Source organism: Actinomyces sp. oral taxon 169, assembly GCF_013394715.1.
Lineage (GTDB): Bacteria > Actinomycetota > Actinomycetes > Actinomycetales > Actinomycetaceae > Actinomyces.
On sequence record NZ_CP058259.1, the window covers coordinates 2,638,143 to 2,651,649 of the forward strand.

Sequence of the window (13,507 nt, forward strand, 5' to 3'; positions counted from 1 at the left end):
GCTCCCCCACGTCCGAGGATTCCAGGCGTAGCCGGGGGCGCAGCGAAGGCTACTACAGTCACCGAGACCTGAGCGTGATCTTACAGTTAGGGTTGGGCCGTAGCCTTTCAGCATCCGCCGGGCCACACGGCCCACGGTGCCCGACGGGCCGCCGGAATCGACCAGATCCAGATCTTCCCCAGACCAGATGAGGAGCAGCGTGCAGCCGTCGCAGATCCTTCACGCCATCCGCAGGAACCTAGTCGCCTGCCTCGTCATCCTGCTCGTATGCATCCTGGCCGGGCTGGGAGTAGCCCTGTCGACGACGCCGGTGGCCATGGCCACCACGACTCTGGGCATCCAGCCCAAGTCCAAGGAGACCCCCTCCTTCTCCACCCAGGCCAAGGACCTCATGCCGACCCTCGTGGAGCTCTCCACGAGCCCGAAGGTCCTCGAGCCGGCGGCAGCCAACCTCAACATGGAGACCACCGACCTGTCGGACGCACTGACGGTCACCAACCCGCCCGAGACCCTGGTCCTGTCCATCACCGCCAAGGCCGGCAGCAAGCAGAAGGCCGTCGACATGGCCCAGGCGACGGCCGACTCGCTCAACAAGGAGCTCACCTCCGGCGAGCTGCTGGGCAAGCAGGCCCTGGGCATGACGACGAGCACCACCTCGCCCGCCACGACGGCCAACACCACCATGGAGCGACCCGGCGCCCGGGCCGCGGCGATCTCCGGACTGCTGCTGGGGCTTCTGGCCTCCGTCTCCTACGCGATGTTCCGTCACCGGCGCGACAGCGGCCACGGCGCCGACAGAGGCGCAGAGATCCGCCCCGGGCGCACCGCGGCCACGCTGAGCGCCCTGAGGCAGAAGACCTCGGACCTGCTGCGACCGAGCCAGCCGCCCGCGCAGCCTCAGGTGCAGGCACAGCCGCCCTACCAGTATCAGCAGCTCCCGGCCCAGTCTCCGGTCCCGGCCTCCCCCGAGGCCTCCGTCATCCCGGCCCCCGGCGCCATGGCCCCGCAGGCAGCCCCCGCCTCGATGCCGTCCCCCGCTTCCGCGCCCATGCTGCCGGGCTCGACGTCGGCCCCAGTACCGGCCTCTCAGCCGACGGCGTCATCAGCACCGGCCCCGACCTTCCCGGCCCCGCAGTCGCCCGAGTCACCCCAGCAGACGACCGCGATGCCCGCGATCTCCGACTCCGCGAACCCGGCCGCCCAGCCGGTGCCCTCCGCCCAGGAGCCGGTGCCCGCGCCAGCGCCGATGCCGTCCCCTGCCTCCCCGATGCCGACGTACTCCCCCGCCTCGCAGAGCCCCGTCTCCATGAGCGCGGCGCCGCTGTCGTCACCGTCGGCGGCCTCCGTCTCCGCTCAGTCCTCGGCACAGCCCTCCGTCCAGCCCTCCGCCCCGGACCCGGCACACAGCTTCACCTCCGGCATCACCTCCGCCATGCAGCGCCAGCAGGCCGACCTGCCCGCCCCAGGCGCCTCGTCCGAGACCATCTCGGCCGGGACCGTCTCGTCCCAGTCGGCCTCCGAGGCCAGCGCCTCTTACAGGCACGCGCCGTTGCCCCCTCCGCTGCCCACCCCCGCCGACCTAACGGTGCCGGCCTCTCCGTCGATCGCTGTGCAGCCCTACACGGCCGCCCCGACTTCCGGGAGCCACCGTTTCCCGGGCGCACCCGACGGCCCCACTCGGCGCAGCACCGCCCTGCCCACCGGACAGACCGTCTCAGGCTCCTCAGCCTCCCCGGCCTCCTCCGCCCCCTCGGCGGGACCGTCCTACCAGTACCCGCCGGCTCCGACGTCGGCCCCGGCACCAGTCACCTCGTCTGCCGGCTCCCCTGCCTCCGCCACGCCGGCCACCGGGCGCCGGCGCGTCTCAGCGCCAACGTCGAGCTCCGCGCCGAGCACGCCCGTCCGACGGCGCATCACCTCGCCCTCGGCGGATCGCTCGGTGTCATCGGCCGGCTGGCAGGACGCCTCCGCCCTGCCGACGACGACGGGCAGACGCCGGGCCCAACCGACCTCCTCGGCCCCCGAGCCCCCGGCCGCCGCCGAGGTCTCGCGCGTCGCGGTGCGCACGCAGGACTCGGCCTCCGAGACCGACTCCCCCTCCCCTTCGACGTCGATGCGTCAGCAGGCGCCCTCGCGCCGGCAGACCCTGGCTCGACGCCGGCGGATGTCCAAGCCGCGGCTGACTCTCGTGACGCCGCTGTCCGAGGAGTCCTCCATCGAGCAGACCCACCATCTCACGCCGGTGTCGGCGTCAACCGGTGGACGCCACCGCAGTCCTGATCGGCCGGACGCCCCGCCTCCGCCTCCGCCGCCGTCGATCCAGCCCGGCCAGCAGATGGCTTCGGCGTCGTCGGCCTCCTCGGCCCGGCACACGGCCTCCGCCTCGGCTGCCTCTGCGGCCTCGGCCGGTCGCCGCAGGCAACCGACGCGCCGCTCCTGGTAAGCCGGCTGCCAGCACCAGCGTCATCCAGGGCGGGTCCGATGCTCGAAGCATCGGACCCGCCCTTCATGTACTCACCGAGCCGCTACAGGCCAGGACCCGCCGGGCCGGAGCGCTCAGTTGTCGTCCTCCTCATCGGCAGCCTGGTCCTCGTCGGCAGCCTGCTGGTTGCAGCCCTGGTCCGCGTTCTTGGCGGCGTCCTTCGCCTCAGCGGCGGGCTTGGCCTTCTTGTCCTTCTCCTTGTTGTTCTGCGCCGTCTTAGGGACCGTGAGACTCGGGATCTGGGCGGTGATGGTGTTGCCGCTGGGGTCGGAGACCACCAGGCGGTAGGTATGATCGCCGGGCGAGCAGGTGGTGTCCTCCAGGCTGTGGCTCTTGAGGGCCCAGCGGGTGTCGCTGATCTTCTCGGTGGCCACCGGCGCGGTTTCGTCATCCCGGTAGAGGCTGTAGGTCAGGGTCGGGTCGTCGCGGTCCCAGGTGGCGTTGAACCCCACCCTCACTGAGCCCGAGGTCGTCACCTCCGCCTTGGCGGCCAGGGTCTCGGCCTTGCCCTCGGGGGGCAGCGTGGGCTGGCCCGCGCGCTTGGGATAGCGCACGATCCCCTGCTGGACCTTGCCATCGGCCTCGATGAACTCGCCCACCATGAGGATGTAGGAGTCGGTGACGTCGACCTTGTAGGCGGCCTGGGACGTCTTCGTGAACTTCCCCGCCTCCAGGTCCGGGTACCAGCCGATGATCGTGGGGCTCTTGAGACCCGAGGTCGACCAGTCCTGGTACCCGTCGGCCACCCCCTGGTGGCGGATGGTGATGTCGGGGCTGTTTGTGAAGGCCATGGCCCGCACGTACAGGGGGTGCTGACCGTCCTTGCGTACCTCAGGCATGTTGGGGAACCCGTAGATGGTCTCGCAGGAGTGGGCGTGCCCCACCGTGTAGACGGTGTCCTTGGTGGGGGCGATCCCGTAGGTGTCCCCGTGGCAGGGCTCGAGCCAGATCAGGTTACCGTTCCAGTCGGCCTTGAAGCTGCCTTCGAGGTTGGCCTCGTCGAGGCGTCCGACGGCGGAGTAGGCGGTGCCGTAGAAACCGTCCTCGTCGACGGCGATGTCGAAAATGGCGGCCTTCTCACCGGCCGTGCGCACGGTGTCGTTGACCGGCATGGGCAGCACCTCACCGGTGGAGGCGCTCAGCAGCGCCATCCCGTATCCGGGCTTGCTCGAGCCGTTGACCGTGGAGAAGGATCCGCCGATGACGACCTTGGAATGGTCCGGGGAGACCTCGATCGCGTAGACCTGGGCGTTGGGGCCCTCGGCGGAGGCGGTCCAGTCCAGGAGCTCACCGGTGGAGGCCTTGAGGGCGGCCAGGCGGCTCCGCTTCTGTTTGTTCACCGTGGTGAAGTAGCCCCCGACGTAGAGGGTGTCTCCGGCCACCGCGATGTCCTTGACGGTGGTGCTGAACACGGGCTGGAATGAGGAGATGAGGGTGCCGTGCCCGTGGGAGATGTCGAAGGCGGCCAAACGGCTGTGCCACTCGTTGTCGACCTTGTCGAACTCCCCGGCGACGTAGAGGGTCTTGCCGTCCTCGGAGAGGGCCAGGCTTCGTCCCGCGCCGTTGAGGGCGGGGGCGAAGTCCTCGATGAGCTTCCCGGTGTTGAGGTCGTAGGCCAGGATGTTGGAGCGCGGGACCTCTTGCTGTCCGGCACGGGCCCCGGCCGGACGGGCGTTGTTGAAGTTGCCGACGACGTAGACCACGTCGCCGACAACGAGCTGCCCCCAGGCGACGCCGTCGATCTGCACCGTGGGCAGGGGTGCGGCCGTGTAGGTGGGCTCCCGGGAGGACTGGCCGGAGGGGTCGGTACCAGCGGCAGCGGCGGCCTCGTTGTTACCGCCGTCGCCAGGGTCGTCTCCGTCGGCATCGGCCTCCTGAGCCGTGGCCACCGGGGCGGCGGGGGTCAGGACAACCATCGAGGCGAGCAGGAGCGGCAGGAGGGAGACGATGATGGCAAGACGAGGGACAGTGGAGAGACGGCGCACGGGAACCTCCGGTACATATGGCGAGCAACGCGCAAGCGGATCACAGATCATCGCTGGTACCGGGACGGATGAGGCCCACATGAGTCACCGGATGAATGTCTGCGATAACGATTAATGTAACTGGTAGCGCTTGTTAGTTCGGGGAGCGCATCCGACCATGCGGAACACGAAGAGGCAACGAAAGGAACACAGTTCGATGACGGCGCCACGCTACGTGACCACAAGGTCGGTTTGCAACGAAATCGTTATCTGAAGGTTACTGCACACCCCGAGCGCGACTCGCCGTCATGGGGAGCCCACCCCATGACAAATGCCCTCGCCGGGCCCGGTAAGGGGCCCGGCGAGGGCGGGAGCGCGGCGGCCGGAGCCGGCGCGCTGTGGCTCATGAGGGTCCGGCGAGGAGCGGCCCCGACGGCCTCAGTCGCCGACGACGCCGACGGTGTCGAAGAGCTCCGCCACCGAGCCGTCGTCGAAGACGGCCTTGATGGCGCGCGCCAGCAGCGGCGCGATCGGCAGAACCGTCAGCTGCTCGAAGCGCTTGCCGGCGGGGATCGGCAGGGTGTCGGTGACGATGACCTCGCGGGCCCCGCAGGTGGAGAGCCGGTCCACGGCCGGCCCGGAGAGCACCCCGTGGGTCGCGGCGACGATGACGTCCTTGGCCCCGGAGTCCAGGAGCACCTGGACGGCCTTGGCGATGGTGCCGCCGGTGTCGATCATGTCATCGACCAGGACGCAGGAGCGTCCCTCGACGTCGCCGACGACGCGGTTGGCCACCGACTCGTTGGGGCGGGTGACGTCGCGGGTCTTGTGGACGAAGGCCAGCGGGGTGCCGCCGAGCTGGTTGGCCCAGCGCTCGGCCACCCGGATGCGGCCGGCGTCGGGAGAGACGACGGCGGCGTTGGCCGGGTCGACGCGGGTGCGCACGTAGTCCACGAGTACCGGCTGGGCCCACAGGTGGTCCCAGGGGCCGTCGAAGAAGCCCTGCTCCTGGGAGGTGTGCAGGTCCACGCTCATGAGGCGGTCGGCGCCGGCGGTCTTGTAGAGGTCGGCCACGAGGCGGGCGCTGATGGGCTCGCGTCCCAGGTGCTTCTTGTCCTGACGGGCGTAGGGGAAGAAGGGGGCGACCACGGTGATGCGCTTGGCGGAGGCGCGCTTGAGGGCGTCAACCATGATGAGCTGCTCCATGAGCCAGTCGTTGACACGGTCGCCGTGGGACTGGACGACGAACACGTCGCAGCCGCGCACCGACTCGTTGAAGCGGACGTAGGTCTCCCCATTGGCGAAGTCGTAGGCCGTGGAGGACAGCACCTCGGTGCCGAGCTCGCTGGCCACGTCTCGGGCGAGCTCGGGATGGGCGCGTCCGGAGACGACGACCAGCCGTTTCTCACCCTTGGTAATGATGCCCGTCATGACGTGGTTCCCTTCTCACGGCCGGTGCGGCCCTCGATGTGACTGTTGGAGACGGAGGTGAAGGTCAGTGATCGCTCCGGCCGGCACGTCCGGCACGCCCCGTACGGCCGGGCCGGTCGGGGCCGAAGCTGCGCTGCGCTCATGCGTCAGGCCTGAGCGGCGTCGGCGTCGAGCTGGCTGAAGGGGGCCACGACGCAGCCGGCCGGGATGACGGCGTCGGTGAGGATCGCGTAGGCGCCCACGCGGGCGCCCTGGCCGATCCGGGTGGTTCCGCGCACGAGGACCCCCTGCTCGAGGGTGACGTCCTGGGCGAGCTCGGCGGTGACGTCCACCCAGGTGGAGGCCGGGTCGACGACGCCGACGCCCTGGGCCATCCAGTCGGCCAGGACGCGGCGGTTGAGCTCGGCGCCAAGCTCGGCGAGCTGGGCGCGGTCGTTGCAGCCCTCGACGAGCCAGTGGTCGGTGGCGACCAGCGCGCTGGTGGACCGTCCGGCCCGGTGGGCGTGGGCGACGACGTCGGTGAGGTAGACCTCGCCCTGATCGTTGTCCGTGCCTAGGGTCTCCAGGGCGGTGCGCAGGTGGGCGGCGTCGAAGACGTAGACGCCGGCGTTGATCTCGCGGATGGCGCGCTGGGCCTCGCTGGCGTCGCGCTGCTCGACGACGGCCGAGACGGTGCCGTCGGCCTCACGCACGACGCGCCCGTAGCCGGTGGGGTCCTCGAGCTCGGTGGTCAGCAGGGTGACGGCATCCCCGCGCTCATGGTGCTGAGCCAGGAGCTCCTTCAGGGTGGCGGTGTCCAGCAGCGGGACGTCCCCGCTGGTGACGACGACGGGGCCATCCAGGTCCTCGGGCAGGGCGGCCAGCCCGCAGGCGACGGCCCGCCCGGTGCCGGGCACCTCGTCCTGGTCGGCCGGGACGGCGTCGGGGGCGACCTCGGCGAGGTGGGCGATGACGGCGTCGCGCTCGTGACGCACAACGACGACGAGGTGCTGGGGCTCCAGCCCCCGGGCCGCGGTAACGGCGTGGTCCAACAGGCTGCGACCGCCGATCCGGTGCAGGACCTTGGGGGTGACCGATCGCATACGAGTTCCCTTGCCTGCGGCCATGACGATGACGGCGGCGGGTGCGGTTGGCGTCACGTGTCCTCTTCTCACAGGTTCGCGCCCGGGCTCCCGACGTCTCCGGCCGCGACCGGGCGGAGGCCGGGGACGGACTCCAACGGTTTCTGAAATCAGGTACGGATGGACGGTTGGCGCGTATCCCACCGGCGATTGGGTGACCGCCGTCGGGCGTGAGAGCGAGGGAACCCCAACGCCGCTCATGCTACGCCGCTCCGCCCCCAGGATTCGAACCCGGGCCTCAAGGCTCCAAAGGCCTGCGTGCTGCCGCTACACCAGGGCGGAAGGACACATCCCGACCCGGGCCCGACGGCGAGGGGCGAGACGCCGGGACAGTCTCTCATGTCCCGGTCGCGCTCGGCACCTTACGCGGCGGTTCAGCGCGCCCCGGTCACACCCGGTCGCGTCCCAATCGTGTTCAGCACCGGGTCTCCCACCTGTGCGGGGCGTATGCCACACTCCCCGGGCTTCGCGGTCGGCCAGGAGGACAGGGCAGGATGGGGGCATGTCCAGTTCCCCCTCCGCTCCCCCTCCCTCCTCCGGCAAGCCGGCAGCGGTGCGACTCATCGAGCTCGACGGGCTGCGCGGGCTGGCCGCCGTCGTCGTGCTCATCCACCACGCCCTGGAGACCGTCCCCGCGTTGGCGGAGGTCGGGGCGCGGCCCGGCACCGTACCCACCGGGGTCCTCAACCAGATCCTCACCAAGAGCCCTCTCCACCTGCTGTGGGCGGGCCATGAGGCCGTCCTCATCTTCTTCGTCCTGTCCGGTGTGGCCCTGACCTACCCGGTGGCCCGCCGCCACGCCCAGGGGCGGCGCTTCGACTGGGTCGACTACGGCCCGAGGCGCTTCGTGCGCCTGTGGCTGCCGGCGGCGGCCTCCACCACTTTCGCGGTCATCGCGATGCTGCTCGTGCCGCGCTCGGAGGATCCGGCGCTGGGTCACTGGATGACCGTCACCCACCCCGTGGGGCTCGGGGCGCGCCAGATGCTCATGGAGTACCTGCTCATCCCCAAGCATGCCTACCGCAACACCGTCCTGTGGTCGCTGCACGCCGAGGCGATCTTCTCCTTCGTGCTGCCCCTGATGATCCTCGGGGTGGCTCTGTGCGCCCGCTGGCGGTTCTCCTGGCTGCCGGTGGTGGCGGCCCTGGCGGTCCCCGTCATCACCGCCAGCCCCGGCTCGGGCAGCTACCTGCCGGTCTTCACCGTCGGCGCGGTGATGGGCTGGGCCTGGGGGCACAACCCCGCCCCGGTCCCCGAGCGTCCCCGCCCCTGGGCGACGGCGCAGGCCCTGGTGTGCCTGCTGCTCATCACCCTGGCCTGGTGGCCGGGGATGGAGAGCCACATGGCTCAGCGTCTGGCCAACGCGGTCACCCTGGCGGCGGCGGCCTACCTGGTCTACCTCGTGGTGCGGGCCGGGGCGCTGCGCGGCCTGCTGCGCTCGCGCACCGTGCAGTACCTGGGGCTCATGTCCTTCTCCCTCTATCTGGTGCACGAGCCGGTCGTGGTCTCGCTGCGGCTGCTGACGCACTCAATCTCGCCGTGGTGGGTGCTCATCCTGGCCCCGTTGGTCTCGGCGCCGCTGACCTGGCTGTTCCAGCGCTACATCGAGGCCCCCAGCCACCGGCTGGCCCGCCGCACCGGGGCCCTGGCCTCGGCGCGCTTCGCCCAGTGGTCCGAGCGCCGTCGCTCCGCCCGGCCGGCCGACCGCAGCAGCGGGGTCTAGGGCCATGGCGGCCAAGCGCACCCGTATGAGCGCCAGCGAGCGGCGCGAGCAGCTCATCGCCGTGGCCCGCGGACTGTTCGCCGAGCGCGGCTTCGACGCCACAAGCGTGGAGGAGGTGGCGGCCCGCGCCCAGGTGTCCAAACCGGTGGTCTACGAGCACTTCGGCGGTAAGGAGGGCCTGTACGCCGTCGTCGTCGACCGGGAGATCACGACGATCTCAGCCGCGATCTCCTCGGCGATTGCGGACCCGGCCGCGGGCGCCGCGGAGGCACCGGAGACCGGGCGGCGCGCGACGGAAGGGCCTGACGTCTCCGGCTCGGCCTCACGGGTCGCCGAGCGGGCCGCCCTGGCCCTGCTGACCTATATCGAGGACTCCCCCGACGGCTTCCGCATCCTCTCGGCCGGCTCGGACCGCGCCGCCGGCACCTACTCCACACTGCTGGCCGACGTCGCCATCGAGGTCTCCGGGATCCTCGCCTCGCAGTTCGCCGCCCACGACCTCGACCCGCGCACGGCCCCGTTGTACGCCCAGATGCTGGTGGGTATCGTGGCCATGCCGGCTCAGTGGTGGTTGGAGAACCGCTCGATGAGCAAGGAGGAGGTGGCCGCTCACATGGTCAACCTCGCCTGGAACGGCCTGCGCGGCCTGAAGGCCGAGCCCACGCTCCACTCCGGGCCTGCAGACAACTCACACGGCTCCGAGGGCGCCTCGGGGGCGGAGACCGACTCGCGCACCGAGGGCTCCGTCCACCGCCACAGCGCCACCGAGTCCTCCAACGCGCCCTGAGCGCCGCCCCGGAGTCACTCGTACCCGCGTCGTCGTTGGTGTTGCTGCACCTGGCGGAAGCCCGTCGCATTCGTCACTACCCGATCGGTCGATCGTCCTGCGAGTGCCAGCAATCCTCAAACCCCAACGACCCGACGAGTTCTGAAAAGTGCCCGGGAAGGAGGTGAGTCACTTCCCGCGCCCGGCTCTCGCCCCAAACGGCGCGCTATTCTGTTGCTCCCGCAATCACCGAAACGGAACCCATGGACCCGGAAACCCTCATCATCGCGCTGCGCAAGAACGCAGTCCTGGTGGTCATGCACGTTGTGCTGGGCACCATCATCGGCACTGTCTTCGGCCTGTTGACGCCGGCGCAGTACACCTCCACCGCCAATGCGAATCTGGGTGTGGAGAACAGTGAGGCCAACCTCCCCAACACCTTCAACTACCTGACCTCCATCATGCCGACGCTGGTGGAGATCGGGACCTCGGAGAGCACCTTCGCGGAGGTCTCCAAGGACACGGGGATCAGTCAGGACGAGCTGCGCAAGTCCGTCTCGGTGACAAGCAAGACCGGCACCACCCTGGTGGAGATCCGAGCCACCAGCACGGATCCCCAGCGCGCCCACAGGATCGCCGAGGCCGAGCTGACCGCCCTGGACTCGGTGGCCCGCGACCTGTCCAGCTCGGGGCAGGCGGGAAACACCACCGCGACGCTCAAGGTGGTCGACTCCCCCACGACCCCCTCCGCCCCCTCGAGCCTGTCGGCCATGTCGACCGCGCTGATCGGGACCGCCATCGGGCTGGCCGCCGGTGCCATCGTGGCGATCCTGCTGTACTTCCTGAGTCAGAAGAACCCGCAGGACAAGGTCGAGGACCCGCTGCTCATCATCGGGCGTCGTCGCTCTCGGGAAGACGCCTGACCGGCCGTGGCCCAGACATGGTCGCAGGGCACCTCCCACCAGGACTCGCGGACGCCGTCGGACGCTGATCCTGAATCGAGCCGCGAACCGGGGACGACATGGCGGCGGCTGGAGATGGCGATCGCCGTCGTCCTGCTGGTCTGCGTAGGTGTGCGCCGCGAGCTGGCGGCAGCCCTGAGCGTCGGGGACTGTGTCGCACTCGCCTCGGTCCCCATCACCTGGACGGCCGTGCGCAAGGCGCGCCGCTTCTCGCTGCTGCTCGTGCTGTCCATCCTGGCGTCGGGCACGGCCTACATCATGTCCCTGCTGGCCGAGAGCAGCTTCGTCGTCGAGGCCTGGGCCCGCCGGGTCACCACCTTGAGCCTGCTGGCGGTGCCCTGCGCGGTAGCCGTCTTCGTGTGGGGGGCCCGCCGGCTGGGCGCGAGGCGCGCAGCCCTGGCGGTCGGCTTCGGCATGTTCCTGGACGCGCTGCCCCTGCTGCAGACCAGCTCCAACCCGTGGAAGTTCGGGATCGGTGCGGCGGTGACGATCATGGTCCTCAGCCTCGTGGCCGACCAGCGCCGGCTGGTGCAGATCGTGGCCCTGCTGGTGCTCAGCGGCGTCTTCCTCGTCTCCGACTCGCGCTCCACCCTGGCCTTCCTGGCCATCATCCTGGGCACGGTCATCTGGCAGGCCCTGGCGTCCTGGGCCCGATGGCACGTGCCCACTCCCCGGCGCCTAGCGATCTCCCAGATCCTCGTTCTGGCGGTCGTGGGGATCGTGGCGATGGTCGGGGTGGTCATGGCCTCGGAGTCCGGGACCCTGGGCGAGGACGCCCAGAACCGGACCATCGCCCAGTCCTCCAGCTCGGCGGGCCTGCTCCTGTCCGCCCGCCCCGAGCTGGGAGCCTCCTGGGCACTGTTCCAGAACCGGCCCTGGGGGTACGGAGCCGGCGTCAAGCCCCGTTTCGAGGACCTGTGGGTGGCCAAGCAAGGGATGGCCGCCCTGGGCTACGACCCGGAGAACGGTTACGTCGAGAACTTCATGTTCGGCGGCCGCATCGAGCTGCACTCGGGCCTCATGGACATGTGGGCGGCGGCCTCGATCCCGGGCGGCCTGTTGCTGCTGCTCATTGCGGGAATGGCGCTGGCGGCGATGATGCGCGACCTGGGGCGCCTCAAGGCCACTCCCTGGCTGTTCTTCGCAGCCCTGACCGTGGTGCAGAACGTCTTCGTGGGGCCCTGGACGGTGCTACCCGCCTACCTTCCGATCGTGCTGGGGGCCGCCGTTCTGCAACCTCCCCTGCGCGAGGCCGCCCAGCTGGGCGCCGACGACGAGCCGGCCACCCCGCCGCGGGACGCGCTCTCCAGCTCCGCTGTAGCGCCCGCATCAGAGCCCGCCCCCGACGTCGAGCGCCGCCCAGCCGTCGAAACCTCACTCAGGGACTGACCTCGAGCCCGACCCGCCCGTTACCTTGTTGGTGGTCCCGGGTGGTCCGGGGCTGGGCCAGCTGCTGTGGGCATGATGTCTTGCCCCTGTCCGTAGATGATCCGGGGGGCGAAAGTCACCTGCGGCAGCCGGGCGCTGGTGACCGCTGATAAGGGGAACGGCCCGCAGTGTGTGAGGTCTTTCGCAGGCGTGGGTGCGGGACCTGTCGTCCACCGGCTGGCCCTGCACCCATGCAGCGAGAGGCGGCACGAAGATGGATATCGAGGACATAGCAGTCTTCATCGGCACCGGGCGTCGGCAAGGAGCGAGCACTGGGCCACTGCCCTGAGCCGGGACGGGCGGAAGGTCTTCGACAGGGCCCTGCCCGACGAAGAGGAGCGCCTGCGTGCTCTGTACAAGAAGCTGGCCGATCACGGGAGCCTGCTGGTGGTGGTCGATCAGCCTGCCACCATCGGGGCCCTGGCCGTGGCGGTGGCTCAGGACATGGGAATCACCGTGGGCTACCTGCCCGGACTGTCGATGCGACGCATCGCCGACCTGACACCGGGCAGCGCCAAGACCGACGCCAAGGACGCTGCCGTCATCGCCGGCGCGGCCAGGACCATGCCCCACACCCTGAGAGCCATCAACGCCTCGGATGAGGACGCCGCAGCGCTGAGCATGCTGACTGGATTCGACCTGGACCTGGCCCGCCAGGTCAACCAGAGCGCCAACCGGATCCGGGGCCAGTCGTTCACCCAGATCCACCCCACCCTCGAGGCCGTGGTAGGGCCCTGGCTGGAGCACGACGCCGTCCTGGAGGCCCGTCGCCGCCTGGCCCACTCCAGCCGACCTGAAGCGAGCGGGCAAGGCAAGGATTGACGCCAGGCTCAAGAAGCACGGGTGCAGGCGGCACGCCACCTGGGCCGGCCAGATCGTCTCGGCCCTGGAGCGCCAGAGCGTGGTGGTCGCCGGCACCGACGCCGCCGCAGTGGTGCTGCCCCACCTGGCTAGGCAGCTTATCGCCCTGCACGCTCAGCGGGCCGATGTCGCCACCTAGGCCAGTGACCCTGGTGGAGGCCCACCCTCTTTACCAGGTCCTGACCACACGTGCCCGGGATCAGGGGTCCCGGCCGCCGCCATCCTTGCTGGCCGAGACCCTGGGCAAGACCTTCAATACCGGAGCCCAGCTGGCCTCCTACGCCGGGCTCGCTCCCGTCACACGCCGCTCCGGCTCATCGATCCGTGGCGAGCACGTCTCCCACGGCGGCAACAAGAGGCTCAAGCGCGCCATGTTCACCTCCGCCTTCGCCTCCCTGCGCTCCGACCCCGTCTCCCGGGCCTACTACCAGCGCAAACGAGACCAAGGCAAACCGCCTTGGGCCAGGCCGTTCTCGCCCTGGCCCACCGCCGCATCCTGACCCTGCACGCCATGATCCGAGATGGAGCCCTCTACGACCCACAACCAGCCACGAAACTACCTGCCGCCGCTTGACACACCACATAGGGGCACCCCCCTGATCCCCTGGCTGAGACTGAGACTCGGCGGGGCAATGAGCCCTTTCGCTACTTCTGTAGCACATCTACGGCTCAAGCCTCGTTTCCACGGCTCGCCCCTGCGCCACTGACGTTGGTCAGGGTGGTGACGCGGGGTCGTAGATAACAGGATGATTACGTTCTTGTGGCTTTG

The 13,507-nt window shown here is 70.1% G+C and carries 8 protein-coding genes, 1 tRNA gene and 1 pseudogene; 6 read left to right on the plus strand and 4 right to left on the minus strand.

Annotated elements, in window-relative coordinates; all coding sequences use genetic code 11:
• Positions 1-199 precede the first annotated feature (199 nt).
• Positions 200-2,443 (plus strand): chain-length determining protein, encoded by a 2,244-nt coding sequence (locus tag HW274_RS11120; protein ID WP_260679075.1) that lies wholly within the window; start codon positions 200-202, stop codon positions 2,441-2,443.
• A 113-nt stretch (positions 2,444-2,556) separates the two neighbouring features.
• Here HW274_RS11120 and HW274_RS11125 read toward each other — a convergent pair whose 3' ends face one another.
• The 4 genes from HW274_RS11125 to HW274_RS11140 form a co-directional block, all read right to left on the minus strand.
• Positions 2,557-4,467 carry a hypothetical protein gene (locus HW274_RS11125; protein WP_075254902.1) on the minus strand — a complete coding sequence of 637 codons (1,911 nt, stop codon included), beginning with the start codon at positions 4,465-4,467 and terminating at the stop codon, positions 2,557-2,559.
• A gap of 417 nt (positions 4,468-4,884) precedes the next feature.
• Positions 4,885-5,877 (minus strand): ribose-phosphate diphosphokinase, encoded by a 993-nt coding sequence (locus HW274_RS11130; RefSeq protein ID WP_075254901.1) that lies wholly within the window; start codon positions 5,875-5,877, stop codon positions 4,885-4,887.
• A 146-nt stretch (positions 5,878-6,023) separates the two neighbouring features.
• Positions 6,024-7,016, minus strand: coding sequence for a bifunctional N-acetylglucosamine-1-phosphate uridyltransferase/glucosamine-1-phosphate acetyltransferase (locus tag HW274_RS11135; protein WP_144020845.1), 993 nt, complete (start codon positions 7,014-7,016; stop codon positions 6,024-6,026).
• Between the two features lie 192 nt (positions 7,017-7,208).
• Positions 7,209-7,280 (minus strand) — tRNA-Gln (locus HW274_RS11140).
• Positions 7,281-7,500: 220 nt separating this feature from the next.
• On the opposite strand from HW274_RS11140, the gene HW274_RS11145 reads away from it, so the two are divergent.
• The 5 genes and pseudogenes from HW274_RS11145 to HW274_RS11165 all read left to right on the plus strand — a co-directional run bounded on the left by HW274_RS11145 (position 7,501) and on the right by HW274_RS11165 (position 13,312).
• Positions 7,501-8,721: an acyltransferase gene (locus HW274_RS11145; RefSeq protein ID WP_075254900.1), complete on the plus strand. Its 1,221-nt coding sequence runs from the start codon at positions 7,501-7,503 to the stop codon at positions 8,719-8,721.
• A gap of 4 nt (positions 8,722-8,725) precedes the next feature.
• Positions 8,726-9,508, plus strand: coding sequence for a TetR/AcrR family transcriptional regulator (locus HW274_RS11150; protein ID WP_185988819.1), 783 nt, complete (start codon positions 8,726-8,728; stop codon positions 9,506-9,508).
• Between the two features lie 242 nt (positions 9,509-9,750).
• Positions 9,751-10,410: a YveK family protein gene (locus HW274_RS11155; protein WP_075254898.1), complete on the plus strand. Its 660-nt coding sequence runs from the start codon at positions 9,751-9,753 to the stop codon at positions 10,408-10,410.
• Positions 10,411-10,524: 114 nt separating this feature from the next.
• Entirely contained in the window at positions 10,525-11,838 is a 1,314-nt protein-coding gene (locus HW274_RS11160) for a hypothetical protein (RefSeq protein WP_075254897.1), read from the plus strand.
• Between the two features lie 253 nt (positions 11,839-12,091).
• A pseudogene (locus HW274_RS11165) lies at positions 12,092-13,312 on the plus strand (IS110 family transposase).
• Positions 13,313-13,507: the final 195 nt, after the last annotated feature.